This window comes from Priestia sp. BR_2 (genome assembly GCF_041954005.1).
GTDB classification, from domain to species: Bacteria; Bacillota; Bacilli; order Paenibacillales; family Paenibacillaceae; genus Paenibacillus_AQ; species Paenibacillus_AQ lautus_A.
Genome location: NZ_JAVFHM010000351.1, coordinates 337108 through 354107, shown reverse-complemented (window position 1 = coordinate 354107; position 17000 = coordinate 337108). Strand labels below are relative to the sequence as shown.

The 17000-nt window shown below is 56.7% G+C and carries 11 protein-coding genes; 9 read left to right on the top strand and 2 right to left on the bottom strand.

The genetic code is table 11. The features are described from left to right. The first annotated feature begins 167 nt into the window (after positions 1-167). Genes RB298_RS33225 through RB298_RS33215 form a run of 3 tightly spaced genes read left to right on the top strand, consistent with a single transcriptional unit; the run spans position 168 to position 2955 of the window. Positions 168-1193 (top strand): response regulator, encoded by a 1026-nt coding sequence (locus RB298_RS33225; protein WP_096775113.1) that lies wholly within the window; start codon positions 168-170, stop codon positions 1191-1193. Further along, entirely contained in the window at positions 1190-2422 is a 1233-nt protein-coding gene (locus RB298_RS33220) for a cache domain-containing sensor histidine kinase (protein ID WP_486050560.1), read from the top strand. The genes RB298_RS33225 and RB298_RS33220 overlap by 4 nt, the downstream gene beginning before the upstream one ends. Then, positions 2398-2955, top strand: coding sequence for a sensor histidine kinase (locus tag RB298_RS33215; protein WP_486050558.1), 558 nt, complete (start codon positions 2398-2400; stop codon positions 2953-2955). The genes RB298_RS33220 and RB298_RS33215 overlap by 25 nt, the downstream gene beginning before the upstream one ends. Before the next feature lie 239 nt (positions 2956-3194). On the opposite strand, the gene RB298_RS33210 is transcribed toward RB298_RS33215, so the two are convergent. Then, entirely contained in the window at positions 3195-5015 is a 1821-nt protein-coding gene (locus RB298_RS33210; RefSeq protein WP_176502476.1) for a glycoside hydrolase family 97 protein, read from the bottom strand. 285 nt (positions 5016-5300) lie between these two features. Here RB298_RS33210 and RB298_RS33205 point away from each other — a divergent pair, with 285 nt between their 5' ends. From RB298_RS33205 to RB298_RS33180, 6 genes are all read left to right on the top strand, one after another. Next, positions 5301-8081, top strand: a complete 2781-nt coding sequence (locus tag RB298_RS33205) for a discoidin domain-containing protein (protein WP_486050596.1) — start codon at positions 5301-5303, stop codon at positions 8079-8081. A gap of 78 nt (positions 8082-8159) precedes the next feature. After that, complete coding sequence (locus RB298_RS33200) at positions 8160-10754, top strand: glycoside hydrolase family 95 protein (RefSeq protein ID WP_486050556.1); 2595 nt, start codon at positions 8160-8162, stop codon at positions 10752-10754. A 220-nt stretch (positions 10755-10974) separates the two neighbouring features. After that, entirely contained in the window at positions 10975-11940 is a 966-nt protein-coding gene (gene msrA, locus RB298_RS33195) for a peptide-methionine (S)-S-oxide reductase MsrA (RefSeq protein WP_486050554.1), read from the top strand. An 89-nt stretch (positions 11941-12029) separates the two neighbouring features. Then, on the top strand, positions 12030-12740 hold the full coding sequence (locus RB298_RS33190; protein WP_486050552.1) for a phosphotransferase enzyme family protein: 711 nt from the start codon (positions 12030-12032) through the stop codon (positions 12738-12740). Between the two features lie 306 nt (positions 12741-13046). Then, positions 13047-13661, top strand: coding sequence for a hypothetical protein (locus tag RB298_RS33185; protein ID WP_096775120.1), 615 nt, complete (start codon positions 13047-13049; stop codon positions 13659-13661). 72 nt (positions 13662-13733) lie between these two features. Next, on the top strand, positions 13734-15614 hold the full coding sequence (locus tag RB298_RS33180; RefSeq protein WP_486050550.1) for a cyclic nucleotide-binding domain-containing protein: 1881 nt from the start codon (positions 13734-13736) through the stop codon (positions 15612-15614). 62 nt (positions 15615-15676) lie between these two features. Here the strand turns inward: RB298_RS33180 and RB298_RS33175 are convergent, their stop codons facing one another. Then, positions 15677-16891, bottom strand: coding sequence for an L-dopachrome tautomerase-related protein (locus RB298_RS33175; protein WP_486050548.1), 1215 nt, complete (start codon positions 16889-16891; stop codon positions 15677-15679). Positions 16892-17000: the final 109 nt, after the last annotated feature.

Sequence of the window (17000 nt, the reverse complement as noted above, 5' to 3'; positions counted from 1 at the left end):
TCCTGTACAATGAATCCGATATGTAAGCGTTTTAAATAAATGAATGAATGCGAAAGTTCAAGGTATCCGCCGGTCTGCCATGCAAGGCAGCCGCTCGCGGATACCTTCTTGTTCCATTTCATGATTGCCTCATCCCTAATTCTTCTACATACAGGAGGCTGAAAATAATGCGGTTGTTGATTGCTGACGACGAACCTGTCATCCGAAGAGGGCTGGTCAAGATGGCGGAAACCTATCGCCTGCAGTTTGACGCCATCGATACGGCCGTGAACGGCGAGCATGCGCTCTCGATGATCAAGGAGACCGAGCCGGATGTGCTGCTGACCGATATCCGCATGCCCCGAATGGGCGGGCTGGAGCTGTGCCAGGAGCTGCATGAGTTGTATGGGCATATTCAGATCATCGTCATCTCGGGTTACGGCGAATTCCAATATGCGCAGCAGTGCCTGGCTTACGGGGTGAAGCATTATCTGCTGAAGCCGGTGACGGGCGTGGTGCTGCACCAAACCTTTGACGCGATCGTAAAACATCGCAATAAAGGCATTGTCTCCCTGGCTTCCTACGTCGATTGGATTGAAAACATCGGGCAGGAAATTTGGATGCTGCAGACCGAAAGGCTGGATGAGCTGTTGCTCGATTGGAGGGCGCATCTGCAGGCAGCGGGGCTTAGCGTCCCGCAGCTTCAGCAGCTGCTGGATGATGCAGTGGGGATGATTTTCCGGCGGCTGGTATCGAAGGGATATATGGAGGTTTCCGTGATCGAACCCATCGGCCATCATGCGGCCCAGGAACAGCTGCTGAATGAATTCGAGCTGAGGGTTAAGCGGATGACGGCCGATCTGGTGACCCAGCGCTGGGGGAATTTCAAGAATCCGCTGGATGAAGTGAAAGCGTACATCGACACGCATCTGTCCGAGGAAATCACGCTGGAGGAAGTGGCGGAGATGGCGGGGTATACGCCGACCTATTTTAGCGCGATGTTTAAGAAAATGACCAATGAAACCTTTGTCCGGTACCGCATTCACCGGCGGATGGAGCGGGCGAAGGAGCTGCTTGCGCTGCCGCATATGCGGATCATCGACGTGGCGGCAAACGTCGGTTACGAGGACTATCCCCATTTTACGAAGATGTTCAAGAAGGTAACGGGACACACGCCGACGGAATATCGGACGATGCTGGGATTTAACGGATGAAGAATAAACTGTATCGCAAGCTTTTCCTGTACTGCGTATCGATCATAGCGCTGTCCTCGTTATTGATCGGCATCGTCACGTACGCGCGTTCTTCCGCGGAGCTGGATCGGCAGCTGGATCGGCATCTGTCGCAAATCGTGCAGAATGCCTTGAATCACACGGACCTGTACATCAAATCCTATGACCGGACGATGATCTCCCTGCTGACCAACCGGGAATTGAAGAAATTCGTGGATCTGCCGAACCCGGCGGACCATTACGAATACTATCACATCAGCTCCACGATCAAGGATACGGTGTTCCGTCCCCTGATGGACCGGGGGCCCGAGCTGCTGACGATGTATCTGTTGTCCTACAACGGAAACGCGACGTACAGCTTCGGCTCCGACTTTACGGCGCCGGTGTTCAGCGAAGAGGACAAGTCGAAGCAGCTGACGGAGCTCCGCCATGCCACAAAAGACGAAAGCGGCCTCATGATTCATACGGAGAGCATTATTCCGGGACGCAGCGGCAGCGTGATACGCATGACTAGACAGATGAAGGGTTTGTCTTCCACGGCGGAAAAAGGGGTGCTCGCCATGGAGGTGCGCTCCCAGGAGCTGTCCTCCCTCTGGAAAGGCATCGATCTGGGCGAACGCGGATACTTCTATATTGCCGATGCCAGCGGTCACGTGGTTTACCAGCCCGAAGGGCTGGAGGACAACGCCTCGTCTCCTGCCCGGGATACGAAGCTGACCGCCGCCATTATGGGCGCGGACGAGGAATCCTTTAAATACACGACGGTCGATGGAGAGCAGCGGGTATTCATGACCCGGATGTCTCCTTATTCCGGATGGCGCTTGGTAGCCTCGATTCCGCTGGAAGAGTGGCGCCAGCCGATTGCCAATATCCGCACGACGGCCTGGACGATCGGCTTGATCAGTCTCGTCGCCGCTTGTTTGCTTGCTTACCGTTTCACCCGTTCCATTACCCAGCCGATCCAGACGATTATCCGCGGAATGAGGCAGACGGAGCAGGGCCGATGGATTCCCCTGGACCTTCCTGAACGGCGGCAGGATGAGCTGACGGAAATGATGCAGCGGTACAATCTGATGGTGAGCCGGCTGTCGGAACTGATCGAGCGGGTATACGAGACCGAGCTGCAGCAGCAGAAGACGATCATTGAGCGGCAAAAGGCCGAGTTTCATCGTCCGAGATTACCGAGATGGTGTCTTCGCTGGGCTTTATGATGCGATATTCCTTACTGACCTCGCTGGAGGAGATCACGGTTGCGAACGAACTGAACCATGTGCTGAATTACATGACCATCATGAAGCACCGGCACGACATGGAATTCGATCTTCGGGTCGAGGTTCCCCATGAGCTTCTCCTGTACAAAATGGTGCGCTTGACGCTCCAGCCTTTAATCGAAAATGCATTCCAGCATGCGTTTCCGGACGGCATCGAAGCCTCGCAGCACATCATCATCACTGCCGGCTGCAGCGACGATGCCTTCTGGGTCAGCGTGACGGACAACGGCATCGGCATGACCGATGAACAACTGCACGAGGTTGCGGCACGGCTGTCCTACGAGCACGACCACACGAATCCTTCGCCGGAATCCTCCCTGAACCTTAGCGGTACCGGAGGCATCGGACTGCTTAACGTGCATCGCCGGATTCAGCTGGTATTCGGCAAGAGTTACGGACTCCGCGTAACCTCCGCGGGCGAGGGGGCAGGAACCACCATCCGCATGGTTATGCCGAGTCCGCCGCGTATTTAGCCAAGTCCTGCCTCTCCCGGTCATGGAGGGCAGATTCTGTGCTCGAAGTGCAAATAGAAACGCTGTCCTTAAGGTAAGGGCAGCGTTTTTCCCGTTCTTGGGGCGCATTTCGGATCGCAAAGTTTCATGGAACGAGATTCGAAGGTTCCAAGAAGCTCTGCGCCTTCAGCAGAGGCTTATGATCGGTTAACGTTTCACGAATGGCGTCCACGACGTCCAAGCCGTCCGTAAAGATCATTTCAAAGCGGCGTGAGATGGATGGATAGACCTCCATATATCTTCAGGCGCTTCGTGATCGTATCTGTGCTGCAGCAGGTTTCCGTGCGAATCTCAATGGGAGGAAGAACGGAACGATAACGATATTCGTCCGGCTCTCCCTGCTCCTGATAGATCACTGCTTGGTATGCCGTATGATCGTCAAGGAAATCCAGCGGGATTCGGGCATCTCGTCCTCCTGCGGCACAGATGGAGGCGACGAACCATTCCGCGCCGGATCGTCTGGCGATCGTAACGTACCGGCCCGGATAACCTTCCAGCAGCCGCGTCTCATCCCAGACGGCAGGAACCTCGGCCAGCAGCGGCTTGCCCGGATGGTCCGCGAACACGGAGATCGCATCCGCATAGTGCTGGATGCCGGACTCGAAGAGGATGGCCAGAGCGAGCTGAAGCCCCTGGGTCGTGTTGGTCTTCCTGCTGAACGTGACCGGCGTAAAGTCCATGGATCCGATCACATTTCGCGTAAACGGCAAGGTACAGAGATGAACCGCATTCGGGCCTTCACTCTGCGCCCGGTAGTATTCCGCGCCGTAAACGCCTTCTCTTGTCATCACATGAGGCCATGTCCGGTGCTCCCCGCTCGGTTTGGTGGATCCGTGGAAATTAACCATTAGCCGGTGTCTGGCGGCGGATTCGGCGATGGCGTCGTAGACCTGGAGCGTCTCTTGATTGTCGCTGTCGAAGAAATCGACCTTGATCCCAACCGCACCCCAGGAGGCCCACAGGCGTAATTTCTCTTCTCGGAGTTCCTCCGTGTTCAGCCCTTGATAATGCGTCCACAGCCAGATGCCGACGCCGCGCTCCTTCGCGTAATCGATCAGCTGAGGCGCATCCAGCACACCCTCCCAGCCGCCGTCTACGACGACGTATTCCCATCCCATCCCGGCGGCAAAATCGATATGCTGCCGCTGAATATCCATATCGCCGCAAGAACCGCCCTCCGCGTACCAGGACCAGGCTGCTCTGCCCGGAGCGATCCAAGAGGTGTCTTTCAGCACGGGCGGGGGACATAGATGAGTCGTTACCGATGAAGTCACCAGATCCCCGAGCGATCCGATGATCATGACGCGCCAAGGCGTCGAGAGCGGAAGCTGCGCGGCAATCGGCGTTTCCTGATCCGGAGCGTACGAGATGCGAAGCTTCCGGCCGTCTTGCTCATCGGCTGCGAGGTGACTGGCGCCATAACCGCCGTCCACGGCAGCTTCTGTCAGCAGCAGCCATTGCTCCTCTGTCGATTGAACCAAAAGCGGGAAGCCGAAATGCCCTCCCCGAAGATCGTTCGGCATGGCATGGTCGTAGGTTCGTTCATAACACCGCATGAACGGCTGCGCCCAGACGTTAAGCATCCGATCCTCCGGCAGATGGAATCCGGAGATCTCGTTCTCGATGCGAATATCACCTTCTCCTTGCAGTTCATAGCGGTAAGCAGCGCCGTCTCGAAAAGCGCGGAATCGAATCCTCACCTGATGATGCTCGACGGAAGCCAGGAGCATCAGCTCGCTTGCTTCGTAAGACTGCGATTTTTGCTTGCCGGTCATCAGCTCGTAACGCTCCGTGATCGCGTTGTGCTCAACCCCCTGGATGCGGATGTTTTGCTGAAATTGGTATCTGTTCGTGATGAGTCCGAGCGGGGATCTGTCAAGAACCCGGAATCCCTTGTTCATAACCGTATACAAGAGGGGACCGTTATGCGCCTGCTCCAGGGTGATCTGCAAATTCCCGTCAGGGGAAAAAAGCTGAGCATGAAACGGCGCCGACAGAGATGGGGACAGCTCATGATCCATAAACGAAACTCCTTCCTTGTCGCTACCAAAATGACGTACCCATTGCAGCCTCATTGTAACGGACAAAGGGGAGGCTTAGCATACGGCTCCGTTCGTTCCGGGTTGTGTTTTCTTACGTTGTGTTACTCCGTAAAAAAACACGGCCCTTCCGCAAGTTACGGCATGGTCTGGCGAGAGGCCGCTGTTTTAACATGGAAGCATCAAGAGGCGTCTGAAAGGAGGGTATCCTGTAATCGCGGGTAGATCGTTAATCACTACACTAGGACAAAGGATGGGTGATGATTGATGAGACAGGTGCGCAGGCGTAACGGACAGGTAAGAAGGGGGAGTATTATATTGCTGCTGGGTATTCTGCTGTTTTCGTTCAGCAATCCGCCAATACAGGGGGAAACGGCGGCAGCCGGTGGGTTGGAGCGGGTCAACCTTGCAATGAATAGGCCGGCAACGGCCAGTTCGGAGATCAGCGGGCGTGAAGCCGGGAAAGCCGTGGATGGCAGCAAGGATACCTATTGGCAGCCGGCGAGCACGGATCGTGAGGACATGAGTGTGCACGTTCAGGTGGATCTGGGGAGCGAGCAGTCCTTCAACCAGGTCGTCCTGGACTTAAACCGGGGAGATAATTTGGGCAGCATCGAGATTGATTATTCCCTTGACGGCGAGTCTTGGACCAGAGCCTATGCGAAAAACGGGGGCATTCGAGCGGACGGTCAGGAAGTCATGGCGTTTGATTCCGTAAGCGCTTCCCAAATGCGGGTGACTCTGCAGCTCAGCCGAAATCTCAACGTTCAGCTTAAGGAGTTGGAGGTTTATATGCAGGATGGAGATCAAGGGATTCCGTCGGACGTAACGGAGCTGGCTTTCGTGAAGCCGGATGGCACTCCTTATAACAACAATGATGAACGGACCTTGGACATTGGAGAAACGTCGACCTTGGGGGTGCGCGGCAAACGAGCCAACGGAGAGTGGGTTGCGCTCCCTCCAGGCCAGGTACAATACCATGCTGCGGGGAGCAGCATGGCCGTGGATGCAGCTGGTTCCGTAACCGGAGTCAAGGTCGGCGCCACGCGGATGTATGCGGAAATCAGCGTTAATGGCCAAACGGTTGGGACGCCGGATTTCTGGTTTGTCGTGAAGGATGATCAGGAATTCCGGGATGCGAAATATATTGCCTTCAGCTCGTTCACGCATCCGACGTTAGTCCAGAAGATCGGCGAGGCGGCGATCCTGGATGACGGCAAGCCATTGCCTGTCGTCACGATCGCTCCGAATACGGATGGGACCGTTAGCGCCAGATGGTTCAAGGACGGCCAATCCAGAGGTTCGCTGGGCACAAAGACGCTGCAAACGGGGATAAGTCAATCGATCACTCTTCCGGGCGGGATGAAGGTACCGGGCACGCACGAAGTGAGGATGACGTTCCAAGCCGCGGACGGGGGAACTTACTACGACAGCTTGTTTTACACCGTCATGCCCAAGAAAGGGATACCTGACGGTCAGAGTCATATCGCATATACAGGAAAGGACGGAAGAATGGCGTATGTTCCCGATTATAAAGGAAATCGGATCATCGATTTCTCGAATGTCGGTTATATGGGCGGCGGGGTGAAGCTTCCCGACGTGCAGGCGAGGATCGCCGTGCAGCCGACCGGCGGGGATGATACGGCGATGCTGCAAGCGGCGATCGACGAGGTGTCGCATCTGCCGCGCGACGCAGACGGCTTCCGGGGGGCCGTGCTGCTGAAGAAGGGCACGTATCTGGTCGGCGGATCGCTGAACATCCAGGCGAGCGGCGTCGTGCTCCGGGGCGAGGGGAAGAGCGAGGACGGGACCATCATCCGCGGCACGGGAACAACGGCCAGAAATTTGATCGTCGTGGGCGGAACGAATGGCGCAACGATCGTGGACGGCACGGAGACCGATATCCAGGATCTGTACGTTCCGGCAGGCTCGCGTTCCTTCCATGTCCAGGATGCCTCTGACTATCAGGTAGGCGATTCCGTCATCGTCCGGAGGATCGGCAACGACCGCTGGATTCATGAAATCGGCATGGATCATATCTACATGCGGCCAGGAACCGGAGGAACGCAGCAGTGGTCCCCGTTCAATCTGGATTTTGACCGCGTGATTACGGCGATCGACGGCAACCGGATTACGGTGGACGCTCCGTTAGCGAATGCCGTTGAGCGTCAATGGGGCGGGGGCAAGCTGTTCAAGGCGACGGACGAATCGCGAATCGAACAGGTAGGGATCGAGAACATGCGCGCCATATCCGATTTTGATCCAAGCAAGACCGACACGAAGATGGATAACGATGTTCTGGACACTCCGTATTACTCCGATGAGGACCATGCGGAACGTTTCATCATGATGAACAGCGTGAAGAATGCCTGGGTACGAGAGGTGGCCGGCTACCATTTTTCCTATGCCTTGGTGCAGGTCGGGCGGCAGGCCAAGTGGGTCACGGTGCAGGACAGCGAAATGCACGACATGGTGAGCATTATTACCGGCGGGCGGCGTTACAGCTTTTTCATCCAGGGGCAGTTAAATCTGGTGCAGCGCAATTATACGGAGACTTCCCGCCATGCTTACGTCATTGAAAGCCGCGTGCAAGGGCCGAACGTGATGTACGACAATAAGGCCACTCGCGAATACAATACAAGCGAGCCGCACCACCGCTGGTCGACAGGCGGTTTGTACGACAACGTCAGCGCGCGCATCAGCGTCCGCGACCGGGGATGGCTGGGCAGCGGACACGGGTGGGCCGGCGCGAATTACGTCATGTGGAATACCGAAGGCGGGCTTGTCGCCCAGAAGCCCCCAACTGCCCAAAACTATGTCATCGGGCATATCCCTACCGAAGACGGCTTGAACGTGAAGCCGCTCGTTCCGAGTGCCTACGATCCAAGACCTCGCGAGGACGGCTATTGGGAATATGCCGATCGGCATGTGGCGCTCCAGAGCTTATTCATCCAGCAGCTGAAGGATCGCCTGGGACAGCATGCGGTAGATCATCTGGCCCGAACGCCGGTGGGCGGCGGTGCGTTGGATATACCGGAACAGCCTTAATCATATATAACGAACAGGGGATGTTCAGGGAGAACGCTGAGCATCCCCTTTTTCTTGAAGAAGGAGACGTGTTGGATTATGGAGAGGGAGACAACAGGAAGTAATGCCGAGTATTCTCTTGAAGGGCATCAGGGAGGTCGTGATCTTGCGGGGCAGCCTGAGGTGACGGGGGGGATAGATGTTACCGCTTCGAGGCGGCCTGACATCTCCGCAAATCGGGGCTTGCGGTTGTGGTACGATTCCCCGGCAGCGGAGTGGAATGAAGCTTTGCCGATCGGGAACGGTCGCCTGGGAGGCATGGTCTTTGGCAAGCCTTCGCTTGAGCGCGTGCAGCTAAATGAAGATTCTCTATGGTATGGAGGTCCGGGGAGGGGAGCCAATCCTGACGCCTCCGGGTATTTGAGCGAGATCAGGCAGATGCTCTTCGATGGGCGCCAAGCCGAGGCCGAGCATTTAGCCCGGATGGCGATGACCTCCTCCCCGAAATACGAGCAGCCGTACCAGCCGCTGGGCGATCTGCTGCTCAAATTCCTGGACGGGGAGGAAACGGTGGAGCATTATGAACGAGAGCTGGATCTGGAACGGTCGATGGTGACCGTATCCTATTCGTCCCGGGGCATCCGATTTCGCAGGTCGTATTTTGCCAGTGCGCCGGATGGCGTGCTGGTCATTCGCCTGTCTGCCGACAGGCCGGGGGCGCTGACGTTTGCGGCGAACCTGATGCGCCGTCCTTTTGATGGGGGGACGGTATCATTGCGTCATGACACCCTGCTGATGGAGGGAGAGTGCGGTGCGGACGGCATTTCCTTTGGCATGGCGCTGCGTGCTGCCGCTGTGGGAGGAGCCGTTCGAACCATCGGTGACTTTCTCTCGGTAGAAGGAGCGGATTCCGTTACGCTGCTGTTGTCAGCCCAGACGACCTTTCGATGCCGGCAGCCGGCCCAGGTCTGTCTGGAACAGCTGGATCGTGCGGCAGGCATGTCTTACGAGCAGTTGGTAAACCGTCATCAGGCGGAATATCGGGAGAAGTTTGAACGCTTCTCCCTTACGCTCGGCACTGGCAAGAACGGGGCGAGCAGGGCGGAATGTTCCGATAGCGGAACTGCCTTTTCGAATGGGACGGAGGTAATCCGCGCTTCAGATCGAGTCGAATATCCTAATGGAACAGAAGACGACCAGCCGTCCCTGCCCACCGATCGGCGGCTGAATTTGCTGAAGGCTAGAGTGAAGACGGAAGGCGCTTCCGCAGAGAATAGCGACCCCGAATTGATTGCCTTATACGTGCAGTACGGGCGATACCTGCTCATCTCCTGTTCCAGGCCCGGATCTCTTGCTGCGAACCTGCAAGGCATATGGAATGACAGTTTCACCCCGCCCTGGGAGTCCAAGTATACGATCAATGTGAACATTCAGATGAACTATTGGCCGGCAGAGCTGTTGGGCTTGGCGGAGTGCCACGAGCCGTTGTTCGACCTGATCGACCGGATGCTCCCGAATGGCCGCGATACGGCTCGGGAGATGTATGGCTGCCGCGGCTTCGCGGCGCATCATAATACGAATCTTTGGGGAGAAACCCGGCCCGAAGGGATATTGATGACTTGTACCGTATGGCCGATGGGAGCCGCGTGGCTGTGCCTTCATCTGTGGGAGCATTACCGGTTTGGCGGCGATGCGGATTTCCTGCGGGAGCGGGCGTATCCGGTCATGAAGGAAGCGGCAGAATTCCTGCTGGATTACATGACCGTGGATGAGGTAGGGAGACGGATGACCGGCCCCTCCGTGTCGCCGGAAAACCGATTCGTGCTTCCGAACGGAGCCGTCGGCAGCCTCTGCATGGGGCCCGCCATGGACGGGCAGATTGCGACGGCTTTATTCCGTGCCTGCCTGGAGGCCGGCCATCTCGTCGGAGATGAGTCTGCCTTCTTAGGGGAGCTTCAAACGGCGCTGGAGGAAATTCCGGCACCGCAGATTGGACGCCATGGAGGGATCATGGAATGGCTGAACGATTACGAGGAGGCCGATCCCGGGCACCGGCATATCTCGCAGTTGTTCGCCCTGTATCCGGGAGAGCAGATTGATCCTGACCGGTCCACTGAGCTTGCCGAGGCGGCTTACAAGACCTTGGAGCGGCGGCTTGCTCATGGCGGCGGCCACACGGGCTGGAGCCGCGCTTGGATCATCAATTACTACGCCAGGCTGCAGCGCGGAGCGGAAGCGCACGAGCATCTCGTGAATTTGCTGGCTTCCTCGACTTATCCGAACCTGCTGGATTGCCACCCGCCTTTTCAAATCGATGGCAATTTCGGCGGGATTGCCGGCGTTGCCGAAATGCTGCTGCAGTCGCATATGGATGAGTTAAGGCTGCTCCCCGCCCTGCCCCCGCAGTGGAACAGCGGCGAGGTGAAGGGGCTTCGGGCCCGCGGCGGCTTTGTTGTCGACATGCGCTGGGAGGAAGGCGAGCTGACCGAAGTGAAGATCCGCGCTGATAGAGCCGGCGAGTGCAGGATTTGGTCCCGTGCGGCACTTGTCTTCATAGAGGAGAAACAGCTGGGAGAGGTAACTCTGATGAGTACCACGATATCCCGCAGAGGCCATGGCTGCTCTATCCGGATGCAGCAGGGTACCAGCTGTTGCTTGGAGCGGCCTAAAAGGGGCGGCTTAAAGAACGGTTAAAGAATAAAATGGCTGACGTACCTCGATAAACGACGAAAGCAACCCGCTCCTAAGGCTGCCGCCAAAGCGGGTTGCTTTCTCATTCCTGAAGCTATCTTGGAGGAGATATAGCCGATTAACACACCAATTAAACGTTATGAGACTTGCTGCCATTGCGGCCTCAAGGCTACACTAATATCATCATGAAACAGACAACGATGGATGAAAGGAGCGGATAGCCTTGAAGCATGGAAGCGGCAAGACCTCATTGGCGACATTTGCGGGCGGTTGTTTCTGGTGCATGGTGAAGCCGTTTGACGAGCTGCCCGGCATCCTTTCGCTGGTTTCCGGCTACACGGGCGGCCATACGGAGAATCCGACCTACGAAGAAGTAGGAACGGAAACGACGGGGCATTACGAAGCCGTGCAAATCCGGTTTAACCCGGATGTGTTTCCGTACTCACGGCTGCTGGACATCTATTGGCGCTTGATTGATCCAACGGATGCGGAAGGTCAGTTCATGGACCGCGGGGCGTCTTACCGGTCGGCGATTTTCGTGCATGACGAAGCGCAGCGCGAGCAGGCGGAAGCCTCCAAGCGCAGCCTGCAGCTTAGCGGCCGGTTCAAGGGGAAGATCGTGACGCCGATCCTTCCGGCAGCTCCCTTTTATCCCGCGGAGGATGTCCATCAGAACTACTATAATACCCACCGGTATGACTATAACCGGTATTATGAGGGTTCCGGCCGGGATTCTTTTGCGAAGCGGCATTGGAGGCGCAAAGAGGATCAGGATGAGCTGCGCAGGCGTCTTACCGCTCTCCAATACGCGGTGACGCAAGAAGGCTTGGACGAGCCTGCCTACGATAATCTGTATTGGAATCACGCAAGCCGGGGGATTTACGCGGACGTGGTGAACGGCGACCCTCTGTTCAGCTCGACCGATCAATATGATGCGGGTACGGGATTGCCGGCTTTTAGGAAGCCGCTGCACGAAGGATATATCAGCAAAAAGGGGGATCTCCGCGGCGGCAAGGTACGCACCGCGCTCTACGGCAGATTGTCCGGCTCTTACCTGGGACATCTGTATCATGACGGGCCCCAGCCGGGCGGCCTGCATTATCAGGTAAACTCCGCGGCGCTGCGGTTTATACCGGAGGAAGCGCTGGTCCGGGAAGGTTACGGTGAATTCGCCGGGCTGTTTGAGTAGGGAACGGATGGAGGCCGTCTTATGATAATCAAACTGCTGTACCTTGTAGCGAATTTCAGTATTTGCTTAAGCACGAGTACCCTTGCGTCGTGCCGATTTCTTCCGTGAACGGGGAATGGATCGAGACGATTCAGGTACCGGAGGGGCAGTATCACGGCGTCGTGTTCAGCGCCGCCGGAGGGATTGCATTCCATGGCACTCCCTCCGCGTCCCAATGCAGGGACTGGGGGAAATCGCTCGCAAGGCTGCATACGCTGTCCAGCCGATATGAACCTGGAGCCGTAAGGCGAAGAAGCGTGGAGGACATCCTGCGTTTGATCGATCAGGTGCTGCGGCGGCATCCCGGGGAGCAGGATGCTATGGATGAGCTTCATCGGGTCAGTCTATGGCTGCAGTTCCTGCCCGCGTCGAGACAGACGTACGGCTTGATCCACTTTGACTTCCAGCTGGATAACATCTTTTATGAAGCGAAGGAACGTTCATTCCACGTGATCGATTTCGACGATGCCATGTACCATTGGTATGCGGCGGATATCGTCACGGCTCTTGCCGATGCCGAGTCGGAGCATGACAAGCAGGCATTTCTGAAAGGGTATCGCTCGATCCGAAGCCTGGATCACGAGCTGGAGGCAGAGTTTTCAAGATTTCAAAGATTCAGCCGTTTGTACCGTTTTGCCAGCGTGCTGCGTTCCCTGGAGGACAGCGAGTTGGCCGATGTCCCCTCTTGGTATGAGGGGCTTCGCACGAAGCTGCTGCGCGATTGCGAGCAGGATAGACAGGGGTTCAGGGAACCGTGGTAACCGCACGAGCCATTACGCGCAGCTTGGATGCTGGCTGCTAGCAGCCGGACGGCTTTAGTGGGCTAATCGAACCAGGAAAACCACATCGGGCACGATGTGGTTTTTTGTCGCGGCTTCAAGACGGCATCAGCCGAAATCATCCCCATGGATGGCATTGGGCAAGCAGCGAGCAGGCGGAAGCGAAAAAAATCCCTTCAATTTGATATTAATTGTCGAGAAATGGTAAATATTGCTTTGTTCGCCGTTCAGGCATTTGCTATGATTTTCGTACTAGGCACAAAGAATCAGAGGAATGGAGTTGAAACGATGAATCGAAAAATGATTTTATCCACGGCCGCGTCTCTTCTGGTCGGGGTAGTGGCAGGCACGGGCATCATGATGAACGACCAGGCTTACCAGTCGGTCAAGCAGGCCGTAGGAGGAAGCGCAACGAACAATGCCATTGGCGGGATCGGTAACGTCGCACAGATCGATCTGTCCAGCATGGATATTGAGAGCGCATTGATGGTCGTGCAGCAGCAGCGGACCCAGATGCTGGATGCGCAGCTTAACAACCAGATTCAGGACGTGCAGAAGCGGAACGAGGAAATCGCCAAGAAGAACGACGCCATGGCAGGCATTAACAGCGCCTTGACCGGAGAAGCGGTGGACGGCAAATATTCGATACCGGACGATCTTGCCGGCAAGCTGGCAGCGGAAGGCATCGCAGATGCATCCAAGAAGGAATATACGGCCGAAGAGCTCAATCAAGCCACGGAGAAGCTGAAGGGATCGATCGATAGTCTATCGAACTCCCAGCAAATGGACATGCTTCGCCTGCAGTCGATGACCAACAAGCGCAATGAAGCCTTTGACGTCATGACGAATTTTATTAAGAAAATGGAAGAATCACGCAGCAGCATCATCGGAAATATGCGATAATAGAGTCATACATAATGAATAGAGAGGAATCTGCCGTCGGGCGGATTCTTTTCGTCTATGGAGAGAATGCAGATGACGACGAAGGCGATGGAGTTTTTGCGTAATCATACGCTGTTTCGCGGGGTGCCGCTGCATGAATTGGAAGGTGCCGTCCAGTCCATGCACGAGGAGCTGTTTCATGACGGGGACCCGTTGATCGTAGAGGGAAGCTACGGCAATTCCTGTTATTTCATCATGAACGGGCAGGTTCAGATCGTTTCGAGGAATCTGATCGGCCACACGGTGACGCTGGACGTTCTGGGCGAAGGCGCGTTGATCGGGGAGGTCTCCCTGTTTCTAGAGGAAAAAAGGACTTCGGGTGCCCAGGCGATCGGCGAGGTAACGGCATTGCGGCTGGAGCAGAACGCGTTCAGCCGGCTTGCCGCGGCAAGCCCGATGTTTCACGAGAGCCTGTCGTTCTCGGCCCGAATCCGTACGATGCATGCGATGCTGAGCAAGGCGACGATCTGGGCCGCGATTCCGAACGCGGAGCTGCGCGGTCTTGCCGAGGTCACGGTCAGGCGGAAAGTATACAAAGGGGACGTCATTGTCGCGGAAGGCACCATGGCGGACCGTTTCTATATGATTGCCGAAGGACGGTTCGAAGTGCGCAGCGGGCGCCGGAAGAAGGCGGTCTATAAACCCGGGGATTATTTCGGCGAGATGGACCTCCTCAGCGGCGAAGCCCATACGGGCACGGTGACGGCGCTTGAGAACGGCGAGCTGATGGTGATGGGCCGGGATGAGTTTCATTTTGTCCTGCAGCAGTACGAACCGGTCAGGCGGCAATTTCATGAGGTGCTGCGGATTCGAAGACCCGAGCTTCTCAATGATGAGGTATCGGCGAAGCTGCAATTCACGGAGGCGGAGCAGGTGCCGGAAGCTGCAGTCGAGGCTGCCGCGACCCTGGAAGCCGTTATTCCGGCCCCTCCCCAAAAAGATCGCTGGATGGATGTGCTGCTGGCGCTCGGCGGCATTTTCGTTGCGTTCACAGGGCTAGCCATTTGGCTGAAACAGCCGGTTTGGATATATGCCGCTTTGATATCGGGCGGATTCGTTGGACCGGTTTCGTTTGTTGCTTATATGCGCAGCTCCCAGCTGCTCGGATTCAAGCCCATTCGGCTGGCAGCCGTATTCGCGGCTTCCGGCATCATCGCCGTGCCGGTTGCGTGGGTGCTGGAACGCTACTGGTCCGTCGGCAGCGGCCTGGAGACAACGACCATTGAGCATGTGCAGGCATCGCTTCTGATCGGCGTTATCGAAGAAATGGCCAAGCTGCTCGTATGCTTCTTCTTCCTCCGCGGCCGCAAGCAGCGATTCCTGATGGATGCCGTAGTATTCGGAGCTGCGGTAGGCATGGGCTTTGCCGCGGTTGAGAGCATTCTGTACGGCTTCATGTATCTGCAGCAGCATGCGACTTCGGGGATGCTGGCCGTGCTGTGGGTCCGGGCGCTGCTGTCCCCGTTCGGGCACGGCACCTGGACGGCCATTGCCGCAGCCGGACTGTGGTATGGCCTAGGGAGATCCGCTAAACGGGGCTCGACCGCGCATCGGCTCCTGAGGATGGCTGCCCTGCTGCTGATCAGCATTCTGCTGCATGCGGCTTGGGACTATCCTTATGCGGCGGGCTTGTGGAAAATGGTCGGCATGGTCATGGTCGGGGGCATCGGCATTGCGCTGCTCTTTTCGCTCATTCGGCAAGGCACGAAGGAGGAAAGGGCGATGCATCGGGCCGTCAATCCCGCCCAGCAGGTAGAGGAACGGCTCCGGCAAGCGGTCGGCTCCGATTCGAAGCGCGGCGGTTCCAAAGGACCGGGCACCGCCCCGCCGTCTTTAACCTGCGAGGGTTGCGGCACCGTGTCGCCTGCAGGGACCCGCTACTGCGGCCGCTGCGGTCAGGCATTGCAGTTATAATACGAAAAGGGTTAGGCAGAGGGCTTGATAGCCCGAACTGCCTAACCCTTTTTTCATAACCGTCAACCATATAAATACGACTTCACATCCCAGCCGATGTAGGCTCGCCATATAATCAGATTGTAAGGATCGTCCCAGTCGATGTTCTGCGGCTCCCCGAACATGCGGTGCAGGCGGTTGTTGTTGAAGATGATCGAGCCGCGCTGATCGAAAGCCACCCCGTACACCCACAGCATTCGGTCATCGGACAGCAGCTTGTGAAATGAGCGCGTGCAGGGCGAATAATAACCGATGCCTTTGCCTTCCAGCATGGTGTAGAAGACATGGCCTTGATTGTCGGCATGCATGCCGTCGGTCGTCGTTCCTTTGCTGCCCAGAGCTTGAACGGCATTTCGAATGAGCGAATCGGGGGTATCGAAATTACGCAGCAGCCCCGTATCGATCGCATACAGATTGCGTCCGGTTACCTGGCAGTAGAAGAGCGTTTCGCGATCCGCCGCCAGGGCGATGCCGTCCGCGCCGATCCGGACCGGCTTGTTGCGATAGACCGGCTCCGTATCGATCTCGAACCGGAACCTTGGCACGTCCTGCGTGCTGTAATGGCTGTCCAGGACCCGGCGGAATCTCTTCGTTCTCATATTGTAGACGATGATGCCGCCGTATACCTCGTGATCGGGCCAGCCGGAGCCCGAATCGGTGATATAGGCGTAACCGTTCCGGTTATCCACCACAATATCGTTCAGGAACGACGTCCGGGGCGGTGCAATATCATCCGGGATGACGATGGAGTCGATCAGGCGGTTTGCGCTCAGGTCCCAGATGACCAGCTTTTGGGAGCCTTCGGGCGAGGTGTTATATGCGATTTTTCCTTGATCCAGAATCCACATCCGGTTATGTTCATCGATCTCGTAACCCAGGACGGATTGCAGCACTCGCACATCTCCCGGCGTATTCCACTCCCAGCTTGGAAAAGCATTCAGCACCGGCTTGCCGTTCACCATCACGATGGTGTTGAGCGTAGCGGGAACGCCTTCCGCCCAGCGCGGAACCGAAACATAGAAACGCCCCTGTCGGTCCACTTTGACGCCTGCAGGCATGCAGTGCTTCCAGTATTGATGCAGCTCGAACCGCTGCTTCATCGCAGCATTCGGAAAGTTCCAGTCCAAGCGGTTCCAGTGGAACAGCATTTGGTAAGGACTTGTTGGGTGATGAGCTTTCCTTGCATGGGGAAGGGCAGTCTGCTGCTGCATCCCCATAGGATGGTAAGGTATATACATTCTGGCAAGACCTCCGGTAACGTGTTCGGTTCACCCGAAACGGGCAGCGCCTTCCTTACGAGCTTATTCCTCTGAGTTCGTTATATGCCCGGAGGGTCGGATTGGCGCT

Coding starts and splice junctions, on each gene's coding strand:
- RB298_RS33225 (WP_096775113.1), top strand. CDS start 168: ATGCGGTTGTTGATTGCTGACGACGAACCTGTCATCCGAAGAGGGCTG.
- RB298_RS33180 (WP_486050550.1), top strand. CDS start 13,734: ATGACGACGAAGGCGATGGAGTTTTTGCGTAATCATACGCTGTTTCGC.
- RB298_RS33220 (WP_486050560.1), top strand. CDS start 1,190: ATGAAGAATAAACTGTATCGCAAGCTTTTCCTGTACTGCGTATCGATC.
- RB298_RS33205 (WP_486050596.1), top strand. CDS start 5,301: ATGAGACAGGTGCGCAGGCGTAACGGACAGGTAAGAAGGGGGAGTATT.
- RB298_RS33210 (WP_176502476.1), bottom strand. CDS start 5,015: ATGGATCATGAGCTGTCCCCATCTCTGTCGGCGCCGTTTCATGCTCAG.
- RB298_RS33175 (WP_486050548.1), bottom strand. CDS start 16,891: ATGTATATACCTTACCATCCTATGGGGATGCAGCAGCAGACTGCCCTT.
- RB298_RS33215 (WP_486050558.1), top strand. CDS start 2,398: ATGGTGTCTTCGCTGGGCTTTATGATGCGATATTCCTTACTGACCTCG.
- RB298_RS33185 (WP_096775120.1), top strand. CDS start 13,047: ATGAATCGAAAAATGATTTTATCCACGGCCGCGTCTCTTCTGGTCGGG.
- RB298_RS33200 (WP_486050556.1), top strand. CDS start 8,160: ATGGAGAGGGAGACAACAGGAAGTAATGCCGAGTATTCTCTTGAAGGG.